20 protein-coding genes are annotated in these 19181 nt (G+C 68.2%); 18 read left to right on the top strand and 2 right to left on the bottom strand.

Annotated elements, in window-relative coordinates; all coding sequences use genetic code 11:
- Positions 1-9 precede the first annotated feature (9 nt).
- The 11 genes from urtB to K244_RS0120285 all read left to right on the top strand — a co-directional run bounded on the left by urtB (position 10) and on the right by K244_RS0120285 (position 11753).
- Positions 10-885, top strand: a complete 876-nt coding sequence (gene urtB / locus K244_RS0120335) for an urea ABC transporter permease subunit UrtB (protein ID WP_020188142.1) — start codon at positions 10-12, stop codon at positions 883-885.
- A gap of 45 nt (positions 886-930) precedes the next feature.
- Complete coding sequence (urtC, locus tag K244_RS0120330) at positions 931-2034, top strand: urea ABC transporter permease subunit UrtC (RefSeq protein ID WP_020188141.1); 1104 nt, start codon at positions 931-933, stop codon at positions 2032-2034.
- An 8-nt stretch (positions 2035-2042) separates the two neighbouring features.
- On the top strand, positions 2043-2789 hold the full coding sequence (urtD, locus tag K244_RS0120325; protein WP_020188140.1) for an urea ABC transporter ATP-binding protein UrtD: 747 nt from the start codon (positions 2043-2045) through the stop codon (positions 2787-2789).
- The gene (gene urtE / locus K244_RS0120320; protein ID WP_020188139.1) at positions 2786-3490 is read left to right on the top strand and encodes an urea ABC transporter ATP-binding subunit UrtE; all 705 of its coding nucleotides are present in this window, start codon (positions 2786-2788) and stop codon (positions 3488-3490) included. Before urtD ends, urtE begins: the two co-directional genes overlap by 4 nt.
- 186 nt (positions 3491-3676) lie before the next feature.
- Positions 3677-4117: a hypothetical protein gene (locus K244_RS0120315; protein WP_020188138.1), complete on the top strand. Its 441-nt coding sequence runs from the start codon at positions 3677-3679 to the stop codon at positions 4115-4117.
- Positions 4118-4264: 147 nt separating this feature from the next.
- Entirely contained in the window at positions 4265-6652 is a 2388-nt protein-coding gene (locus tag K244_RS0120310) for a N,N-dimethylformamidase beta subunit family domain-containing protein (protein WP_036307175.1), read from the top strand.
- A gap of 80 nt (positions 6653-6732) precedes the next feature.
- Positions 6733-7824, top strand: a complete 1092-nt coding sequence (locus K244_RS0120305) for a ring-hydroxylating oxygenase subunit alpha (RefSeq protein ID WP_020188136.1) — start codon at positions 6733-6735, stop codon at positions 7822-7824.
- Positions 7825-7828: 4 nt separating this feature from the next.
- Positions 7829-8527, top strand: a complete 699-nt coding sequence (locus K244_RS0120300) for a tetratricopeptide repeat protein (protein ID WP_020188135.1) — start codon at positions 7829-7831, stop codon at positions 8525-8527.
- A gap of 5 nt (positions 8528-8532) precedes the next feature.
- Complete coding sequence (locus K244_RS0120295) at positions 8533-8829, top strand: hypothetical protein (RefSeq protein WP_020188134.1); 297 nt, start codon at positions 8533-8535, stop codon at positions 8827-8829.
- A gap of 250 nt (positions 8830-9079) precedes the next feature.
- Positions 9080-9895 carry a TorF family putative porin gene (locus K244_RS0120290; RefSeq protein WP_024816649.1) on the top strand — a complete coding sequence of 272 codons (816 nt, stop codon included), beginning with the start codon at positions 9080-9082 and terminating at the stop codon, positions 9893-9895.
- A 115-nt stretch (positions 9896-10010) separates the two neighbouring features.
- The gene (locus K244_RS0120285) at positions 10011-11753 is read left to right on the top strand and encodes a nitrilase-related carbon-nitrogen hydrolase (RefSeq protein ID WP_020188132.1); all 1743 of its coding nucleotides are present in this window, start codon (positions 10011-10013) and stop codon (positions 11751-11753) included.
- Positions 11754-11788: 35 nt separating this feature from the next.
- Here K244_RS0120285 and K244_RS0120280 read toward each other — a convergent pair whose 3' ends face one another.
- Complete coding sequence (locus K244_RS0120280) at positions 11789-13165, bottom strand: PLP-dependent aminotransferase family protein (RefSeq protein WP_020188131.1); 1377 nt, start codon at positions 13163-13165, stop codon at positions 11789-11791.
- Between the two features lie 15 nt (positions 13166-13180).
- Complete coding sequence (locus K244_RS23785) at positions 13181-13369, bottom strand: hypothetical protein (protein WP_155931881.1); 189 nt, start codon at positions 13367-13369, stop codon at positions 13181-13183.
- 97 nt (positions 13370-13466) lie between these two features.
- Between K244_RS23785 and K244_RS0120275 the strand changes: the two genes are divergently transcribed.
- From K244_RS0120275 to K244_RS0120245, 7 genes are all read left to right on the top strand, one after another.
- On the top strand, positions 13467-13949 hold the full coding sequence (locus tag K244_RS0120275; protein ID WP_020188130.1) for an MSMEG_0572/Sll0783 family nitrogen starvation response protein: 483 nt from the start codon (positions 13467-13469) through the stop codon (positions 13947-13949).
- 170 nt (positions 13950-14119) lie between these two features.
- Positions 14120-15172 (top strand): Nit6803 family nitrilase, encoded by a 1053-nt coding sequence (locus K244_RS0120270; protein WP_020188129.1) that lies wholly within the window; start codon positions 14120-14122, stop codon positions 15170-15172.
- Complete coding sequence (locus K244_RS0120265) at positions 15087-16226, top strand: MSMEG_0568 family radical SAM protein (protein ID WP_051460175.1); 1140 nt, start codon at positions 15087-15089, stop codon at positions 16224-16226. Before K244_RS0120270 ends, K244_RS0120265 begins: the two co-directional genes overlap by 86 nt.
- A complete protein-coding gene (locus K244_RS0120260) occupies positions 16208-16750 on the top strand; it encodes an MSMEG_0567/Sll0786 family nitrogen starvation N-acetyltransferase (protein ID WP_020188127.1) in 543 nt (180 codons plus the stop codon). Before K244_RS0120265 ends, K244_RS0120260 begins: the two co-directional genes overlap by 19 nt.
- Positions 16747-17736: a sll0787 family AIR synthase-like protein gene (locus K244_RS0120255; RefSeq protein ID WP_020188126.1), complete on the top strand. Its 990-nt coding sequence runs from the start codon at positions 16747-16749 to the stop codon at positions 17734-17736. The genes K244_RS0120260 and K244_RS0120255 overlap by 4 nt, the downstream gene beginning before the upstream one ends.
- Positions 17733-18890, top strand: a complete 1158-nt coding sequence (locus K244_RS0120250) for an MSMEG_0565 family glycosyltransferase (protein WP_020188125.1) — start codon at positions 17733-17735, stop codon at positions 18888-18890. The genes K244_RS0120255 and K244_RS0120250 overlap by 4 nt, the downstream gene beginning before the upstream one ends.
- Positions 18883-19164 (top strand): MSMEG_0570 family nitrogen starvation response protein, encoded by a 282-nt coding sequence (locus tag K244_RS0120245; protein ID WP_020188124.1) that lies wholly within the window; start codon positions 18883-18885, stop codon positions 19162-19164. Before K244_RS0120250 ends, K244_RS0120245 begins: the two co-directional genes overlap by 8 nt.
- The last annotated feature ends 17 nt before the right edge of the window (positions 19165-19181 follow it).

The raw sequence follows: 19181 nt of genomic DNA, 5'->3' as shown, positions 1-19181 counted from the left end.
TAAGGCGCCATGGATCTTGGATCGCTACTGAACGCGCTCATTCTGGGCGTCAGCATCGCCAGCATCTGGCTGATCGCGGCGCTCGGGCTCACGATCATCTACGGCACGGCCGGGGTGATCAACATGGCGCACGGCGAGTTCATCATGCTCGGCGCCTACAGCTCCTATATGCTGCAGTTCTATCTCGGGCTGCCCTATCTGCTGTGCCTGCCGGCGTCCTTCGTGATCGTCGCGCTGGTCGGCCTCGCGCTGGAACGCGGGCTGATCCGCTACCTCTACAACCGCCCGCTCGACACATTGCTCGCGACCTACGGCGTCTCGCTCGTGCTGATGCAGGGCGTCCGCCTGATCTTCGGCAGCGACCCGAAGTACCTCGCCGTGCCGGAGATGTTCCAGAGCAACGTGATGCTCGGCTCCGCCTCGATCTCGGCGTTCCGCATCGTCGTCCTCGCCATCACCGCCTTCCTCGTGTTCGCGCTCTGGCTGCTGTTCTACAAGACGCGGTTCGGCGTGCAGGTCCGCGCGGTGATGCAGAACAAGGAGATGGCGGCCTCCTTCGGCATCAACTCCGGCCGCATCTACATGATGACCTTCGCGCTCGGCGCGGGCCTCGCGGGCGTCGCCGGCGCGCTGTTCGGCGTGCTCGCCATCGTGCTGCCGACCATGGGCGCGAGCTATGTGGTGCAGGCATTCCTCATGGTCGTGGTCGGCGGCGGCTCCCTCGCCGGCAGCGTGGTGGCGAGCGGCGTCACGGGCGAGATGCAGTCCGTCTTCGCCTTCTTCACCAACGACACCTTCGCCCGCTTCATCATCTTCGTGCTGATCGTGGTGTTCCTGCGGTTCCGCCCGCAAGGCCTCTTCGCCCAGGCCGGCGCGCGCCGATGAGCGCGCTCTCCATCAGCAACGCCACCGCGGGATCGCTCTGAGACCATGGGAAATCTCTATCACAACAAGACGGCGCAGTGGCTGGTCTACGCCGTGTTCTTCGCCGGCTTCGCCATCATCCCGATGACGGTCGACGACAGCTTCCTGCTGAACCAGCTCGCGACCTACGGCGTCTACGGGATGCTGGCGCTGTCGATCAGCCTGTGCTGGGGCTTCGGCGGCATCCTGAACCTCGGCCAGGGCATCGCCTTCGGCCTCGGCGCCTACGGCATGGCGATGACCATGCAGATGCAGACCCAGGACGAATCCAATCCGATCCCGCCGTTCATGCTGAACAACAGCCTGGACCACCTGCCGATGCTCTGGCAGCCGTTCCAGAACACCTACGTCGGCATGATCCTCGCGGTCGCGGCGCCCACGCTGTTCTGCGCGGTGTTCGGCGGCATCATGTTCCGGGCGCGCGTCTCGGGACCGTTCTTCGCGATCATGACGCTCGCGATGCTCTCCGCCTTCTACACCATCATCATCGACCGCCAGCCCTACACCGGCGGCGTCAACGGCCTGACGCCGCCCTCCTCCCTGCAGTTCGCGGGGTTCGAGGTCGATCCCTACAGCCCGACCGCCTATTGGGTGGTGTTCGGCTTCCTGCTCGGCGCCACCGTGATCGCCAAACTGATCACACAGAGCTCGTTTGGGCTCGTGACCCAGGCGATCCGCGACGACAGCGAGCGCGTCCGCTTCCTCGGCTACAGCGTCGCGGGCTACGAAACGGTGATCTACACCGTCTCCGGGCTCATCGCCGCGATCGCCGGCTGCTGCTGGGTCATGCTGGTGCAGTACGTCTCGCCGGCCCAGCTCGACGTCGGCTTCAGCCTCTCGATGGTGATCTGGGCGGCGATCGGCGGGCGCTACTCGCTGCTGGGATCGATCCTCGGCGCCTTCATCATCCAGGGCGCGCAGAGCTACCTCGGCGACACCTTCCTCGCCACTTGGCTCCTGATCCTCGGCGGCTTCTTCATCATCGTCGTCCGGTTCCTGCCGAACGGTCTCGCGAGCCTGGTCGAATCCGGCCTCGGCCTGTTCGCGGCCAAGCGTGGACCGGCCTCGGCCGAGCCGAACGGCGACGCCAAACCCATTCCCGCGGAGTAAAGGCGGCGATGCCAGGCCTTCTCGAAATCCACAATCTGTCGAAGAGTTTCGACGCCACCAAAGTCATCAACGACTTCAGCATGGAGGTCACCGAGGGGACGCTCTGCTGCCTGGTGGGTCCCAACGGCGCCGGCAAGACCACGACGATGGACCTCATCACGGGCCGCATCAAACCGACCTCGGGCAGGATCGTCTTCGCGAACGAAGACATCACGGCGAAGCACGAGCACATCATCGCCCGCGCCGGCATCGGCCGGAAGTTTCAGGTGCCGGCGGTGCTGCGCGACATGACGGTGCGCCAGAACCTCGAGGTCGCCTACAGCCGGCAGACCAACCCGTTCTGGAACCTGTTCAAGTTCCGCGTCACGGGCCTCAAGCAGAAGCTCGACGAGATCGCGACCCTCGCCGGCCTCACCGACCGCCTGAACGACCGCGCCGGCATCCTCTCCCACGGCGAGACACAGTGGCTTGAGATCGGCATGGTCTTGATGCAGGAGCCGCGGCTGCTGCTGATGGACGAGCCGATCGCCGGCATGACCGAGGGCGAGATCGAGAAGACCGTCCGTATCTTCAAGGATCTCCGCAAGACCGCGACCCTCGTCGTCGTCGAGCACGACATGGGCTTCGTGCGCGAGATCGCGGACGAAGTCGTGGTGATGCACATGGGATCGCTCCTCGCCCAGGGCACGATCCAGCAGATCGAGGGGAACGCGCGCGTGCGCGAGGTCTACCTCGGCGAGCAGGAGGCGGCATGACCACGCTGCTCAACTTCGAGAACGTCACGTCGTATTACGGCGCCACCCGCATCCTGAAGGACTTCTCGTTCGAGCTGGAGCAGGGGCAGTGCCTCTGCGTGCTCGGCCGCAACGGCGTCGGCAAGACGACGCTGATGCGGACCATCATGGGGCTGACCGATCGCTCCACCGGGGCGATCCGCATCAACGGCGCGGAGCTTTCGGGCAAGCCGACCAACGTCCGCGCCACCTACGGCTTGGGCTACGTGCCCCAGGGCCGCGGCATTCTCTCGGACTTCACGGTGCGGGAGAACATCCTGCTCGGCACCTTCGCCCGCGCCGACAAGGCCTCCGAAATTCCCGACATCTGCCTGAGGATCTTCCCCTATCTCAAGGAGAACCTCGACAAGCGCGCCGGCCTGCTGTCGGGCGGGCAGAAGCAGCAGCTCGCGATCGCCCGCGCGCTCGCGGTCGGCCCGCAGATCCTGCTGCTCGACGAGCCGACCGAGGGCATCCAGCCAAACATCGTCAACGAGATCGGCGAGATCCTGAAGATGTTGAACAAGGAGCTGGGCATCAGCCTGATTTTGACCGAACAGCACATCAAGGTCGCCCGCAAGCTCGGCGACGCCTTCCTGATGGTCGACAACGGCCGCGTCGTCGCGCGCGGCCCCATCGCAGAGATGACCGACGAACTGGTCAACCGCCATATGACCATCTAGACGTTTACGCGAATAAACATCTAGACGTATCGTCCAAATTGATTGCGCCTACGCTGGAATTGGTTTAGTTTCGGCAAGTCATCATCGGCGGGACGATGTCTTACTCCCGCCCGGTATAGTGTCCTTCCGCAGCTCTTTATTGCGGCGGGTCCAGCTTTTTCATGACTACGCCTTGGGAGGACTGCAATGATTCCGATCCCGAAGAAGGGCACGCCCGAACGCGAAGCCCTGATCAAGGAGCACAAGGAATGCGTCGACTCCATGAAGGGCGTCGCCGGCTTCTCGGTGCTGAAGTGCGAGACGCCCGGCGACACCACGGTGGTCACCGGCGGCGTCCATGAGGATCCGGTCCTGAGGCGCGTCCTGCTGCGCATGCGCGGCGAGTCGCCCAAGGGCAAGCTGATCGTGATCTGCACCAAGATCGACGCCGAATGGCGCATCGGTCGCCTGTCCGGCATCCGCGGCGTGCCGCCGGAGTTCGTGAACGACAAGGTCTACACGGACGAGCAGGAGATCCAGCACGACATCTTCCTGATGCGGCTCGACGAACTGCCGGAGACCGCCGGCATGCCCGAGCATTTCGAGGAAGGCTGGAAGCACCGCGACGACAACTGGCCGGTGACCTGATCCTTCGTCGCTTCGGTCTTTGAAGCTTTAGACCCGTCCAGCTCGCTTCACGCATGAACGCCCTTCGCGCGGCCCTGTCAGGGGCCGCGGATGCCGACGGCTTGCCTGACGCCAGCACTCACCTTGGAGACTGACCCCATGTGCGCCATGCGGTTGACTGGATACGCTGACAAATTCAGCGTCCACCCCGGCGACAAGATCAAGTTCTACGTCAATTGCGACGGACCCGCCGAATTCAAGGCCGAGATCGTCCAGATGATCCACGGCGACACCAACCCGCGTGGTCCGGGCTTCATCGAGAAGCCCGTCGCAAGCGACGTGACCGGAACCTACAAGGGCCGCAAGCAGATCATCCACGGCGGATCCTATGGATACGTCGAAGACGCGAAGCAGTTCCACGTCGAAAGCTTCACCCTGCAGTGCTGGATCTGGCCGACCACGCCGAAGACGCATCCGCGCTACTGGAAGCATGGCGCCCAGGGCCTCGTCACCAAATGGACCGACGGCAAGGGCTATGGCCTGTTCATCAATGAGGACGGCTTCGTCGAACTGCGGATCAACGAGCACAAGATCACCACGGGCGCGCCGATCCGCGACCACGCGTGGCATTTCGTGGCGGCGAGCTTCGACGCCGCGACCGGCGACGTCACGCTCTACCACGAGCCCCAGATTGTCTACGCGCTCGATCCGGTGATCGAGCCCGTCAAGACCATCGTGGACGCCACGATCGTCCACACCGCCGCTCCCGTCGCGCTTGCGGCCTATGTCGAGAAGATCGACGACGATCCGCTCGCCGCGTCGTCGCTGCCGAAGGGCGTGTGGTTCACCGGCAAGTACAACGGCAAGATCGACAGCCCGCGCATCTGCAACAAGGCGCTGAGCCGGTTCGAGATCGAGCAGATGAAGGGCGGCGCGCAGCCGGGCCTCACCGAGCGCCGCAACTCCGGCCCGACCGGCGCGCTTTCCGGCGTCATCGTCGCCGCGTGGGACTTCTGGGACGGGATCAGCACGATCGTCGCCAAGGACAACGGCCCCTACCGTTTCGACGCCCAACTGGTGAACTGCCCGACCCGCGCCCTGACGGGCTACAACTGGGCCGGCGAGAACTTCGACTGGAAGCACGCCAAGAAGGAATACGGCGGGATCCACTTCCACGACGACGACGTCGACAACGCCCGCTGGGACGTGGACGTCGAATGGCTGGCGCCGGACGACGTCAAGAGCCGGTTCTACGCGCTCAAAATCACGACCGCGGAAGGCGACGAGGACTATGTCCCGTTCTGGATCGTCCCCGAGATCGGCAAGGAGCAATCCAAGATCGCCGTGATGGTCCCGACCATCAGCTACATGGCCTACGCCAACGAGCACGTGGCCTGCAACGCCGGCGGCGCGGAGCTGTTCGTCTACCGCGTGCCGATCATGCAGCACCAGAACATGTTTCTGGCCGAGCACCGCGAGTACGGCGGCTCGATCTACGACACCCACACCGACGGCTCCGGCATCTGCCTGTCGTCGCGGCTGCGCCCGATCCTGTCGATCCGGCCGAAGTACGACCACTTCCTGGCGCAGGCGCCCTGGCAGTATCCCGCCGACCTTCACCTGATCTACTGGCTGGAGCAGATGGGCTACGAGTACGATGTGATCACCGACGAAGACGTCACCTACGACGGCCTCGCTCGGCTCGAAAACTATAACGTCGTCATCACGGGCTCGCATCCCGAGCACAATTCCGGCACGCAGCTCGACGCCCTGCACAACTACACGCAGCGCGGCGGCCGGCTGATGTATATGGGCGCGGACGCCTGGTACTGGGTGCATTCGTTCCACCCGGCCTACGATCATCTCGGACGCGGCGTCGTCACCGAGATGCGCCGCTGCGAGAGCGGCATCCGCACCTGGCGCGCGGAGCCTGGCGAATACTACCACCAGGGCACCGGCGAACTGGGCGGCATGTGGCGCTTCCGCGGCCGTTCGCTCTATTCGGTCGCCGGCGTCGGCATGACGAACGAAGGCTTCGACATCTCGACCTACTACAGCCGCACGCCGGACAGCCTTGACCCGCGCGTCGCCTGGGCGTTTGAGGGCATCTCCTACGACGAGCCGATCGGCAATTTCGGCCTCGTGGGCGGCGGCTGCGCGGGCCTCGAGCTCGACATCGTCGACGTCACGCTGGGCTCGCCGCCCCACACGCTCGCGGTCGCGACCTCGGCCGGTCGGCACACGGAAGCCTATCTGCTGGTCATGGAGGACTTCGGCTTCAACCAGCAGGGCCTCGACGGCACGGTCCACCCGCGCGTGCGCGGCGACATCGCGTTCCACGAGACGCCGAACGGCGGCGGATGCTTCGCCTTCTCATCAATCGCCTTCTGCGGCTCGCTGCCCTGGAACGAGGGCAAGAACAACGTCTCGACCCTGGTCGGCAACGTGCTGAACCGCTTCATGGCGGACGGCCCCCTGCCGCCCCCGCCGGCCGGCGCGATCAAGCACCGCGGCCGCGCCGACTACGAGTCCCCCGCTCTGGCGTCGCGCGCTTAAACGCGCGGGGCCAGCCGCCGGCGCCCGCACTCTTCCCCTGCGGGCGCCGGCTCTTCCATCGATCAATGAGGGATCGGACCATGTCGCACAGACCCGACCTCGGCTATCACGACGAGGGGCGCGACCTGGCGTCGTCCGCCTTCTACGCGGAGGCCCTCGGCGACGCGCCCCGCGTGCTCCCGCCGGCGGCGTTCCGGTCGCTGCCCTTCACCCTGCTCGAAGACGAGGCGGTGTGGACGCGGGACTGGATCTGCGTCGGCGCGCATGAGGCGATCCCGCACGTCGGCGACCTGCTGCCCTTCACGATCGGAACCCATGGCGTCCACGTGCAGCGCACGGAGGGCGGCCTCGCCGCGCGCTTCAACAAGGCGCAGCACGGCGGCTGCCGCATGGTGCCGCTGCAGTGCCAGACCGGCGCCAAAACCAAGTGCTCCTTCACCTCCTGCGGCTACAGCCGCGACCGGTCCGCGATCCCCGCGCGCGATCTCGGCGAGGGCGCGCCGGAGATGCACCAGTATCTCGGGCTGCGACCGGAGCGGCTGCTGACCGCGCACGTCCGCAGCTGGGGGCCGCTGATCTTCGTCAACCTGGACGTCGCGCCCGCTGCGCCCGAGGCCAGCCTCGCCACGCTGAACCAGCTCGGCGGCTTCTTCGGCAACCACAAGAGCGCCCGGTTCGACGGGATCTGGCTCGAACATCCCGCCAACTGGAAGCTCGTCGGGCAGCATCTCGCCGGCGGCGAGCCGCTGTTCGACGACAGCGACCGCTGGCTCCTCGGCGTGACCACCTTAGCCGACGGCCGCGAAGCGCGCACGGCCTGGCTGTTTCCGAACCTCGTGCTGCTCGCGACCGCCGACGAGACCTGCGTCGTCGTCCTCCAGCCGACCGCGATCGGACAGACGCTGTGCCGCGTCTCGGTCTATGGCGAGGGCGCTGCGACGAGCGCAGCCTTCTGGCGCGCCGAGATCGACCGACGCGCCGGCGGGGCCGCCCAGGAGCATCTCGCGCTGTCGCGCTGGGGCACGCAGTTCCGGCCCGAGACCATCGGCGCGCCGCCCCCCCGCCAGTCCGAACCTCACGGCCTCTGGATGCAGCGCGCGCTCGCGGAGCGGGTGGCCCGGGCGCCGCGCGAGGACCTTCCCCAGCCCCTGTTCCAGAATCCGAGAGGCTGATCCCATGCTCTCCCTTCAGATCCCCGTCGACGACGCCACGGTGATCGGCGCCGCGGTCTCCGCGTACAAGCGCGGCGACTTCGACGACGCCTTCGCGCAGTTCTCGAGCCTCGCCGACGCCGGCGACGCGGAGGCCAAGACCTGGCTCGGCGCGATGTACGCGCACGGCGAGGGCGTGTCCGCCTCGCTCCCGAAGGCCTTCGCCCTCTATCTTGAAGGCGCCGAGGCGGGCAATCCGCTCGCGCAGACCAACGTCGGCGCGATGCTGGCGATGGGACAGGGCGTTGCGACCGACGTCCCCGCCGGCGCCGCCTGGCTGCGGCGCGCCGCCGAACAGGGCGACGTGTTCGCCCAGTACAATCTCGCGACCCTCTGCTCGAAGGGCGAGGGCGTCGGGCTCGATCCCGTCGAGGCGGCGCGCTGGTATCGCGCGGCGGCGGAGGCCGGCCATTACCCGTCGCAGGCGCGTCTTGGGTTTTTGTACGCCAACGGAATAGGCGTCGAGAAGAACCGGGCGCAGGCCTATGTCTGGCTGTCGCTGGCGGCCCAGCATGGCGTCGGCTCCGCGCTCAACGCGCTGGAGGCGATCGCCGGGCAGATGTCCGCCGACGAGAAGCGCGAGGGCGCCGCGGGCGTCGAGCGCTGGCGCTCGCGCACGGCCGAGACCTCCCGGCACGCCCGCCTCAATCCGATGCCCGGCTGACCGCGATGGTGTTCAGCCCCCAGCAGGTCAAGTTCGAATTCCTGAGCTACATCAAGGAATTCGGCGGAAATCCAACGGAGTGGCGCGTCGGCTGCGCCGAGGATGCTAGGGCGGCGCTGTTCGACGAGAACGCGGTGGATCAGGACCGCGACATCTGGCTCTGGAAGCCGACCTTGTCGGCTGCGGCCGCGCGCATCGTGTTTCGATACCTGACCGAACAGCTGCACGTGCCCTCCGCGGACAGCACAACCAGCGGTTCAAGCATCTTTCTGTTCAAGCGGAGCGACCTGCCGCTTGTTTGATCATTTCATCTAGTCAGACTGCCTTTTGCTGCGGCGCCCGCGCGTAGTTTTAATCCGATCATCGCGAGCAACGTGCGGCGTCTTGCCTCGCGTGTGCATGTCTTTCCAATCCCTTAACCGCCAATCCGAAGTGCTGCATTCTCGCAACACGTGCTTCTCTTCTTCGCCAGCGCAGCATTTTTGGCCTAGCGACCGCATCTAGATGAAGCTTAGATGACTTATCAGAATTGTCTGACGGGGACCTTCGGGAATGTCTTACGCTATGAAACTTGCCTGCGCCGCGCTCGTCGGGGCCGCGGCTCTGCCGCTGAGCGACGCCGCCATGGCCGCGGATCTCGCCGCCCCCGAAGCCTTCGTCGTCGAGACGATGTCTCCGATCGACGTCTCGTTCGGCGTGAAGTTCGCCACCGAGTACAACCTGCGCAGCGTCAGCCAGAGCAAGGGCGACCCGGCGGTCCAGGGCTACGTCGAAGTCTCGGCGTTCGATTGGGTCTACGCCGGCTTCTGGGCGTCGAACGTCAACTTCGGCGGCGCTGACCCCACGGCCGAGCTCGACTACTACGGCGGCGTGCGTCACACCTTCGACGCGCTGACCCTCGACGCCGGCTTCCTCTACATCGACTACGTCGGCCAGATCAACGGCACGCGTTCGCTCGACTTCTGGAAGATCTACGGCATCGCGAAGTACGCGGTGACCGCCGACTTCTCGGTCGGCGCAAACGTCTATTGGACGAGCGACTTCGTCAACATCGGCGACGACAGCACCCACAGCTCGCTGTTCGCCAAGTACTCGATCCCGTCGTCGCTGATGCCGATCCCGGACGTGGGCGCCTACGTCTCGGCCGAAGTCGGCAAGTTCTGGATCAAGTCGCCCATCATTCCGGACTACACCTTCTGGAACGCCGGCGTGGGCTTCACCTACAAGGCGATGACCCTCGACCTTCGCTACACCGACAGCAACCTGTCGCGTCGCGAGTGCGCCACCTTCATCGGCCAGTTCAACTCGTGCGGCGATCGCTACATGGCGAGCCTGTCGTTCGACACGTCCTTCAGCAAGCTGAAGTAACCGACCCCACTCCGGCTTTCAGCCGCGGCGTCGCGCCCCTGAACAGGCGCGACGCCTTTTCCTGTTTGAACGACGCCCGCGTCAGGCGGCGTCGTCTTCTCCGGCGGAGATAACGGTGCCGATCTTCAAAGCAGCAGCGGTCCAGTTCGAACCCACGATGTTCGAAAAGGAGCGCAACATCGCGCGCCTGCTCACGCTCGTGCGCGAAGCGGCGGACAACGGCGCGAAGCTGATCGTGACGCCCGAGATGGGGACGACCGGGTACTGCTGGTTCGACCGGGACGAAGTCGCCTCCCAGGTCGAGACCATCCCGGGACCGACGACCGATCGCTTCGCCGCGCTCGCCCGGGAGACCGGGACCTACATCGTCATCGGAATGCCGGAGGTCGACCCGACGACCAACCTCTACTTCAACGCCGCCGCGCTGATCGGTCCCGAGGGCCTCGTCGGCAAGCACCGGAAGAGCCACCCCTACATCTCCGAGCCGAAATGGGCGGCGCCGGGCGATCTCGGCCATCAGGTGTTCGAGACGCCGATCGGCCGCATCACGCTGCTCATCTGCATGGACATCCACTTCGTGGAGACGGCGCGGCTCGTCGCGCTCGACGGCGCCGACGTCATCTGCCACGTCTCGAACTGGCTGTCGGAGCGCACGCCGGCGCCGTACTGGATCAGCCGCGCGTTCGAGAACTCCTGCTACCTCATTGAGAGCAACCGCTGGGGCCTCGAGCGCACGGTGCAGTTCTCCGGCGGCAGCTGCGTGATCGAACCCGACGGCGCGATCGCGGCGGTGATCGACGGCGGCGACGGCGTGATCTACGCGGACGTCGACACCGACCGGGCGCGGGCGCGCACCGTGCTGGGCGAGCCGACCTTCGCCCAGCGCCGCCCCGAGCTCTACGCCGAACTCGCGACCGGCCAGTCCGGCTGGAACCCGCTCGACTTCCACGGCCTCTATGGCCACCAGCCGCTCCCGGCGGGCCGCGTGTCCAAGGTCGCCGCGGCGCAGTTCAGCCCGACCTCCGACGTCGACGCCAACCTCGCCCGCATCGCGGAGCTCGCCGCGGACGCCGCCGCGCGCGGCGCCAGCCTGGTCGTGTTTCCCGAGCTGTCGCTCACAGGCCTCGACGATCCGGCGAGCCGGGCGGAGCCGCTCTCGGGCGTCGCCGTGACGCGCCTCTACGCGATCGCGGCCCGGCTCGGCGTCCACATCGTGGCGGGCCTTGCCGAAGCCGACGGCGACGCCGTCTACAACGCCGCCGTCCTGGTCGGCCCCGAGGGCGTCGCAGGCGACTACCGCAAGACGCATCTCAGCGACCACGACCGGCCCTGGGCCACGGCGGGCGACCGCTGGCGCGTGTTCGACCTGCCGCTGGGGCGCATCGGCCTCCTGATCGGCCATGACGCGCTGTTCCCGGAAGCCGGCCGCGTGCTCGCGCTGAAGGGCTGCGACCTGATCGCCTGCCCCGCCGCCCAGGGCGGCGTGTTCTCCTACGGGCACGCGGGCACGACGGTGCGGCAGAACTATCCGATCCCGACCGGCGCGGACCCCGTGCACTGGCACCATTTCCGCGCGCGGGCGGGCGAGAACAACGTGGTGCTCGCCTTCGCCAACGTGGTCGACGCCGAGCGCGGCTATGCCGGCAAGAGCGGCGTGTTCGGGCCCGAGACCTTCACCTTTCCCCGGACCGAGTCCGTGGTGTTCGAGGGCGAAGGCGTCGCGGTCTCGACGCTCGACACGACGAACCTCGCGACCCCCTACCCCACCAATCCGATCCGCCGGAAGGACCTCGTGACGATGCGCCAGCCGCACCACTACGTCCCGCTGGCGGTCGCGCGGGACAACGTCCGGAGCTGAGACGCCGTCGCTGACCCTTCGAGGAGAAGCGTGCGTCAGATGTAGGACGAGGCGAGCTCAGGCGGCTCGGCCAGCGCGTGGCCGATGAACTCCAGCGCGCGGCGGATCTCGTCGCGGGTCGACGGGCCGCCTATGCACACGCGCACGGCCTCGCTCGGCGGGCCGCCGGCGGCGAAGGCGTCGCTCGCGACCACGCCGATGCCGGTGTCGCGCAGGTGCCCGACGAAGGACGAGCGGTTCCAGGGAGCCGGCAGCGGGATCCAGAGGTTGAAGCTCAACGGGTCCGCCACGAAGGATCCCGCCGGCAGGATCTCGGTCGCAAGCTTCTGGCGCGCCGCGGTTTCGGCCCGGATGAACCGCAGGATGGCGTCGGCCGTGCCGTCCTCGATCCAGGCGGTGGCGAGCGCGACGGTGAGTGGCGAGGCCATGACGTTCGCGGCCCGGAGCGCCGCCACGAAGGGCCACGAGGCTTTCGCGCTCGGCGCCACCACATAAGCCGCACGCAGTCCCGCGCCGATGCATTTGGCGAGGCCTGCGACGTGCCAGGTGAGGTCGGGCGCGATCGCCGCGAAGGGCGAGATCTTGCGCGTCGGGATGAAGCCGTAGGCGTCGTCTTCGACGATCGGCAGATCGTGGAGCCTCGCCACGTCCGCGAGGGCCGCGCGCCGTTCTTCCGAGATCGTCAGGGTCGTGGGGTTCTGCAGTGTCGGGTTGAGGTAGAGCGCCTTGGGCTCCAGCCGCTCGCAGGCCTCGTCGAGGGCGGCCGGCGTCACGCCGTCCGCGTCCATCGCCAGACCGACGAGCCGGACGCCGAGCTGCGCCGCGATCGCCCGCACGCCGGGGTAGGTCACGGCCTCGCACAGCACCACGTCGCCGGGTTTGGCGAGGATGCCGAGAATGCCGAGCAGGGCCGCGTGCGCGCCCGGGGTCACGAACAACCGGTCCTGCGACGGCACCAGCGCGCGGCGGCCAAGCCAGGCCGAGGCCGCGTCCTTGTCCGCCGGCGACCCGCCGAAGTTCTGGTAGCGCAGCCGGCTCACGAGGTCCCGGCCGACCTGCGCGAGCCCGCCCCGCATCATCTCGAGCAGCTCGGGCTCCGTCGGCTCGGGCGGCAGGTTCATGGTGAGATCGGCGGAGAGCCTCGCGGAGGCGCGCAGCGCCGCGGTCTTGGGCGCGCCGAGAACGAAGGTGCCCTGCCCCACGCGGCTGTCGATCAGGCCGCGCTTGCGGGCCTCCGCGTAGCCGCGCGCGACGGTGGTGAAATCCATGTCGAGGCGCTTCGCGAGCGTCCGTTGGGGCGGCAGGCGATCGCCCATAGCAAGCCGGCCGGACTTTACATCGGCCGCGATCACGTCGGCGATCGCGAGGTAGCGGGGCTTGTCGCTGAGCGTCAGGTCGGGGGTCCAGGGCATCGACGGTCGCGGCTTTCACAGAAGCGTCGCAGGCAATATTGACTGGATTGAAGCGGCCGTCCAGCGCCCAATCAATGCATTCAATTTCATGCCCAGCAGATGCGCATCAGGCGCCCTCATCCTGCGCAATTCCAAGAGAATCCGTTTGCCGAAATGAGCATAAGCGCCAAAATTGAATGTATTATTGAATGCATATTGCGTCATTCAATGACCGCATTCCTAAAACGGCGATTGGCACGCGGATTGCTCTTTTGTTTGCGACCTGCGGCCCGCGCCGCGGAGGCCACACGAGGAGAGAGCGATGCCCGAAGTGACGAAGCCCGCCAATCAGAAGGGCGACTTCCTGGTCGATTACGAAACCAAGGTGTTCGAGGACGTGAAGGCCGCGCCCGGCGAAAAGGCGCTCGTCACGTTCCACACCGTCGCCTTCGAAGGCTCGATTGGCCTCGTGAACCTGCTGCAGGCCTCGCGCCTGATCGCCAAGGGCTTCGAGACCTCCGTCCTGCTCTATGGCCCCGGCGTCACGCTCGGCGTGCAGCGCGGCTTCCCGAAGCTCGGCGACGAGGCCTTCCCGGGCCACCTCAACTTCAACAACCGGATCGAGAAGATCCTCGCCGACGGCGGCAAGGTCTACGCCTGCCGGTTCGCGCTCCAGGCGCTCTACGGCCACGGCGAAGGCGCGCTGATCCCCGGCGTCACGCCGATCAGCCCGCTCGACGTGCTCGACATCGTGCTCCTGCACCGCAAGGAGAACGCCTTCATCCTCGACACCTGGACGCTGTGAGCTCGGCCTTGAACGCGAAGAGCCCCCTCACCCGCCATCGCTGACGCGATGTCGACCTCTCCCCGCCGGGGAGAGGTGAAGAGAGGGCGCCGCCGCCTCTTACCTCTCCCCAGTGGGGAGAGGTCGGCCCGAAGGGCCGGGTGAGGGCCCCTGACGTCAGGAGGATGAGCATGACCGAGAAACGCACGGTCCGCGCCGCGGCCGTCCAGATCGCGCCCGACCTCGAGGACGGCGCGGGCACGCTCGACCGCGTGCTGAACGCGCTCGACGGCGCGGCGGGCAAGGGCGCGGAGTTCGTGGTGTTCCCCGAGACCTTCCTGCCCTGGTACCCCTACTTCTCCTTCGTGCATCCACCGGTCACGACCGGCGCAGAGCACCTGAGGCTCTACGAGCACGCCGTCGCCGTGCCCGGGCCCGTCACCGACGCGGTGTCGGCGGCGGCCCGGCGGCGAGGCCTCGTGGTCGTGCTCGGGGTGAACGAGCGCGACCACGGCTCGCTCTACAACGCCCAGCTGATCTTCGACGCCGACGGGACGCTGAAGCTCAAGCGCCGCAAGATCACGCCGACCTACCACGAGCGCATGATCTGGGGCCAAGGCGACGGCTCGGGCCTGCGCGCGGTCGACACCAAGGTCGGCCGCGTCGGCGCGCTGGCCTGCTGGGAGCATTACAACCCGCTCGCCCGCTACGCCCTCATGGCGGACCATGAGGAAATCCACGCCGCCCAGTTCCCGGGCTCCATGGTCGGGCCGATCTTCGCCGACCAGATGGAGGTGACGATCCGTCACCACGCGCTGGAGAGCGGCTGCTTCGTCGTCAACGCCACGGGCTGGCTGACCGACGCGCAGCGCGCCCGGATCTCGCCCGACGAAAAGCTCCGCAAGGCCCTCACCGGCGGCTGCATGACGGCGATCGTCTCGCCGGAGGGCGCGCATCTCGCCCCGCCGCTCACCGAGGGCGAGGGGATCCTGATCGCCGATCTCGACATGGCGCTGGTGACGAAGCGCAAGCGGATGATGGACTCAATCGGCCATTACGCCCGGCCCGAGCTCCTCAGCCTCGTCCTCGACGACCGTCCGCAGGCGCCGCTGCGCCGGTCCGACACTCATTCTTCCTGGAGCGCATCCGATGACGCCGATGCCGACCAAGCCGAAGCCGACGCTGCGGACCGAGGAGCTGATCAACGAGTTGCAGTCCTTCGGGGTCCGGCTCGTCGACCCTAGCGCCGGCGCCGCCAGCCGGCGCGGCGGCGCCGGGCCCTCCGACCACAAGGCGATCACCATCGACGGCATGACGGTGATGGCGCCGGTGCACACCGCGCCAGCGTTCGACAGCCCCTATCTCGTGGAGAAGCCCGACGCCTTCGGCCGCAGCCGCATCACCCGGGACGGCGCGGTCGTGGCGGAGGCCTCGTTCCCGCTCGGCCCGAAGTTCTACGAGCTGACGACGGCCGAGGGCGTGCCCTACCGGCACATCGCCACGTTGCACGGCCGCGACGTGCTGGCGACCACGGTGCTGCAGACCTGCATCCGCTACCAGAGCCGCACCAAGACCTGCCAGTTCTGCGCCATCGGCCAGTCGCTCGCCGCCGGCCGCACCATCGCGCACAAGACGCCCGCCCAGCTCGGCGAGGTGGCGGAGGCGGCCGTCCGGCTCGACGGCGTCCGGCACATGGTCATGACGACCGGCACGCCGAAAGGCGCGGACCGCGGCGCCGTCGTGCTGGCGGACAGCTGCGTCGGCGTGAAGGCGCGGGTGAACCTGCCGATCCAGGTCCAGTGCGAGCCGCCGGACGACGACGCTTGGTTCGAGCGCCTGCGGACCGCGGGCGCGGACGCGCTCGGCATGCATCTCGAGGCGGTGTCGGAGCCGGTGCGCCAGCGCATCATGCCCGGCAAGGCGACGGTGTCCGTCGAACGCTACTTCGAGGCCTTCGCGGCGGCGGCGCCCGTGTTCGGCCGCGGCCAGGTCTCGACCTACATCCTCGCCGGCCTCGGCGACACAGCCGAGGAGATCCTCGCCGTCTGCGAGCGGCTGACGGCGCTCGGCGTCTATCCCTTCGTGGTGCCGTTCACGCCGATCTCCGGCACGCCGCTCGAAAGCCATCCGACGCCGCCGGCAGCCTTCATGGCCTCCATCCTGGGCCCCCTCGCCCGCATGCTGATCGCAAGCGGCCTGCGCTCCGTCGACGTCAAGGCCGGCTGCGCGAAGTGCGGGGCGTGCTCGTCGCTTGCGGCCTACGAACGCGGAGAGAGCGCATGTTCTTCGAAGCGGTGACCCCCTTCGTCCCGACCGGCTACCAGATCAAATGGGCGGTCGGTGAGTGGGAGCGGCGCGGCGCGGCGGCCCTGCGCCGAAAGGTGTTCTGCGAGGAGCAGAAGATCTTCGCGGGCGACGACCGCGACGCGCTCGACGAGGTAGCGATCCCGCTGGTCGCGGCGTCGTCGCTTGCGGTCGCCTACGACGCCGTGGTCGGCACGGTCCGCATCCACGAGAAGGCGCCCGGCGTGTGGTGGGGCTCGCGGCTCGCGGTCGACGCCGGGCACCGGCGCGTCGGCGCTCTGGGCGCGGCGCTCATCCGACTCGCGGTGTCCTCGGCCCATGCGCGCGGCTGCACGCGGTTCTTCGCTCATGTGCAGGAGCAGAACGGCCCGCTGTTCGAGCGGCTGCGCTGGCGCCCGCTGGAGACCGTCGTGCTTCATGGCCGCCCGCATCTCAGGATGGAGGCGGACCTCGCCTTCTATCCGCCCTTCGCGACGCCGGAGGCCGGGTTCCTGACGCTCGTCCGGAGAGCGGCATGAGCCTCGCCCTGGACAGCACGGTCGATCTCGAGGCGCTGGCGGCGGCTTTGAGGTCCGGCCGCGGGATGGAGGCCAAGGCCGACATCGCGGCGGCCGTCGCGCGCCTCGGCGTCTCGGGCGCGTCGGTGGTGGCGGTTGGCGACGACTGCGCGGCGATCCCCGAGGGCGACGGCTATCTGCTGTTCGCCATCGAGGGCTTCATGAACGCCTTCGTGGAGAGGGATCCCTGGTTCGCCGGCTGGTGCGGCGTGATGGTGAACCTGTCCGACATCGCCGCCATGGGCGGGCGGCCGATCGCGGTGGTCGACGCCGTCTGGGCGAACGGCGAGGCCGGAGCCGCGCCGGTGCTGGACGGCCTGCGCGACGCCTCCGCCCGCTTCGGCGCGCCCATCGTCGGCGGCCACAGCAATCTCGCCTGCGACCGCGGCCAGCTCTCGGTCGCCGTGCTGGGCCGGGCCCGGCGCCTGCTCACGAGCTTCGACGCGGCGCCCGGCGACCGCCTGATCGCCGCCATCGACCTGCGCGGGCGCTACCGCGAGCCCTTCGACAACTGGGAGGCCGCGACCGACGCGCCGTCGATGCGCTTGCGTGGCGACCTGGAGCTCTTGCCGGAGATCGCGGAGGCGGGCCTCAGCCGCGCGGCGAAGGACATCAGCCAGGCCGGCGTGGTCGGCACCGCCGCCATGCTCGCCGAATGCTCCGAGGTCGGCGTTCGGATCGATCTCGACGCCGTGCCCCGGCCGGACGGCGTTTCGCTGGAACGCTGGCTGCGGAGCTTTCCGAGCTTCGGCTACCTGATCGCCGCGCCGCAGAACCACGTCGACGCGATCCTTGGCCGGTTTCATGCGCGCGGGATCGCCGCCGCCGATATCGGCGGGATCACCCGGGGCGGCCGCGTCGAGATCGCGTCCCACGGACGCGTCGCGACCGTCTGGGACCTCGCCTCGCGTCCGCTCATCGGCTGCGCCGCAGGACCGGCGTCATGACGGCGCCTCTCCGCATCGCCTTGCTCTGTCATTCGGTCAATCCCCGCGGGAGCGTCGTTCACGCCATAGAGCTCGCGAGCGCCCTGCGCGACCTCGGCCACACGCCCGTGGTTCACGCGCCCGACCCCGCGGCGCGCGGGTTCTTCCGCCCGACCGCGTTCGAGACCGTCTGCGTCGAGGCCGCCCCGGTCGAGGGCGACACCCACGACATGGTGGTCAGGCGGGTCGAGGACTACCGCCGGCATTTCGCGAAGCCGGAGAACCGCCGCTTCGACGTTTTCCACGCTCAGGACGGGATCTCCGGCAACGCGCTCGCGACGCTCAAGGACGACGGGCTCGTCCGCGCCTTCGTGCGGACGGTGCATCATCTCGACACCTTCGCGGACGCCCGCGTCGCCGCGCTGCAGACGCGCTCCGTGACGACCTCCGACGCCCAGATCGTCGTCAGCGACCTCTGGCGCGCCGCGCTCCGCGCCCGCTACGGGCTGGAGCCGACGCTCGCCGGCAACGGGGTCGACGCCCGCCGGTTCCGGCCCGATCCGGACGGCCGCGAGGCGACGCTTCGCCTCCGCCTCGGGCTCGGCTCCGGTCCGATCATTCTCTCGGTCGGCGGCGTCGAGGAGCGCAAAAACGCGCGGCGGCTGCTGGAGGCCTTCCGGCAGGTCCGCCGGTTCCACGAGCGGGCGCAACTGGTCATCGCCGGCGGCGCCTCGGTGCTCGACCACGGCGATTACCGCGCGGCCTTCGAGCGCGACGCCGCCGCGAGCGGACTTCCGCCGAGCGCGCTGATCCGCACCGGGCCGCTGCCCGACGCCGACATGCCCGCGCTCTACCGCATCGCCGACGTGCTCGCCTTCCCCTCGGTGCGGGAAGGCTTCGGCCTCGTGGCGCTCGAGGCGATGGCGAGCGGAACGCCGGTCGCCGCCTCCCGCATCGCGCCCTTCACGGAGTACCTCGGCGACGGAGACGTCGCCTGGTGCGACCCGCTGAACCCGGGATCGATCGCGAACGCGCTGATGCTGGCGCTGGCGGAACCCGTCCGCTCGCGGCTCGCGGAGCGCGGCCAGGCGGTCGCGCTTCGCCGCGACTGGCTCTCCGTCGCCCGCACCCATCTCGACGTCTACAGCCGCTTGACGGAGGCCGCCCATGCCTGAAATGCGCTTCATCATCCGCTGGCCCGACGGCGCGGAAGAGAGCTGCTACTCGCCCTCGCTCGTCATCTCCGAACACATGACCGCGGGCGAGAGCTATCCCGTCTCCGACTTCGCCGAGCGCTGCCGCACGGCGCTGAACATCGCGAGCGAACGGGTCCGCGCGAAATATGGCTTCGCCTGCTCCAGCGCGCTCGACCAGCTCGGACGGATCGAGCGGGCCTCCGCGCGCTTCGCGCCGGACGCCCCCGTCACCGTCGTCTCCTTCGAAACCTGATCCTCCGGGAGGACAGC

The sequence above is a fragment of the Methylopila sp. 73B genome (assembly GCF_000526315.1).
Taxonomy (GTDB): Bacteria; Pseudomonadota; Alphaproteobacteria; order Rhizobiales; family Methylopilaceae; genus Methylopila.
Note: the sequence above shows the minus strand (reverse complement) of the source record. Positions and strands in the feature narration are given on the sequence as shown.

What these genes read in the sequence shown, in the direction of transcription:
- K244_RS0120250 (WP_020188125.1), top strand. Translation starts at nt 17,733, where the DNA reads ATGACGGCGCCTCTCCGCATCGCCTTGCTCTGTCATTCGGTCAATCCC.
- K244_RS23785 (WP_155931881.1), bottom strand. Translation starts at nt 13,369, where the DNA reads ATGACGCAATATGCATTCAATAATACATTCAATTTTGGCGCTTATGCT.
- K244_RS0120315 (WP_020188138.1), top strand. Translation starts at nt 3,677, where the DNA reads ATGATTCCGATCCCGAAGAAGGGCACGCCCGAACGCGAAGCCCTGATC.
- urtE (WP_020188139.1), top strand. Translation starts at nt 2,786, where the DNA reads ATGACCACGCTGCTCAACTTCGAGAACGTCACGTCGTATTACGGCGCC.
- K244_RS0120275 (WP_020188130.1), top strand. Translation starts at nt 13,467, where the DNA reads ATGCCCGAAGTGACGAAGCCCGCCAATCAGAAGGGCGACTTCCTGGTC.
- K244_RS0120310 (WP_036307175.1), top strand. Translation starts at nt 4,265, where the DNA reads ATGCGGTTGACTGGATACGCTGACAAATTCAGCGTCCACCCCGGCGAC.
- K244_RS0120305 (WP_020188136.1), top strand. Translation starts at nt 6,733, where the DNA reads ATGTCGCACAGACCCGACCTCGGCTATCACGACGAGGGGCGCGACCTG.
- K244_RS0120255 (WP_020188126.1), top strand. Translation starts at nt 16,747, where the DNA reads ATGAGCCTCGCCCTGGACAGCACGGTCGATCTCGAGGCGCTGGCGGCG.
- K244_RS0120265 (WP_051460175.1), top strand. Translation starts at nt 15,087, where the DNA reads ATGCCGACCAAGCCGAAGCCGACGCTGCGGACCGAGGAGCTGATCAAC.
- K244_RS0120260 (WP_020188127.1), top strand. Translation starts at nt 16,208, where the DNA reads ATGTTCTTCGAAGCGGTGACCCCCTTCGTCCCGACCGGCTACCAGATC.
- urtC (WP_020188141.1), top strand. Translation starts at nt 931, where the DNA reads ATGGGAAATCTCTATCACAACAAGACGGCGCAGTGGCTGGTCTACGCC.
- K244_RS0120270 (WP_020188129.1), top strand. Translation starts at nt 14,120, where the DNA reads ATGACCGAGAAACGCACGGTCCGCGCCGCGGCCGTCCAGATCGCGCCC.
- K244_RS0120295 (WP_020188134.1), top strand. Translation starts at nt 8,533, where the DNA reads ATGGTGTTCAGCCCCCAGCAGGTCAAGTTCGAATTCCTGAGCTACATC.
- K244_RS0120300 (WP_020188135.1), top strand. Translation starts at nt 7,829, where the DNA reads ATGCTCTCCCTTCAGATCCCCGTCGACGACGCCACGGTGATCGGCGCC.
- urtB (WP_020188142.1), top strand. Translation starts at nt 10, where the DNA reads ATGGATCTTGGATCGCTACTGAACGCGCTCATTCTGGGCGTCAGCATC.
- K244_RS0120245 (WP_020188124.1), top strand. Translation starts at nt 18,883, where the DNA reads ATGCCTGAAATGCGCTTCATCATCCGCTGGCCCGACGGCGCGGAAGAG.
- urtD (WP_020188140.1), top strand. Translation starts at nt 2,043, where the DNA reads ATGCCAGGCCTTCTCGAAATCCACAATCTGTCGAAGAGTTTCGACGCC.
- K244_RS0120290 (WP_024816649.1), top strand. Translation starts at nt 9,080, where the DNA reads ATGTCTTACGCTATGAAACTTGCCTGCGCCGCGCTCGTCGGGGCCGCG.
- K244_RS0120280 (WP_020188131.1), bottom strand. Translation starts at nt 13,165, where the DNA reads ATGCCCTGGACCCCCGACCTGACGCTCAGCGACAAGCCCCGCTACCTC.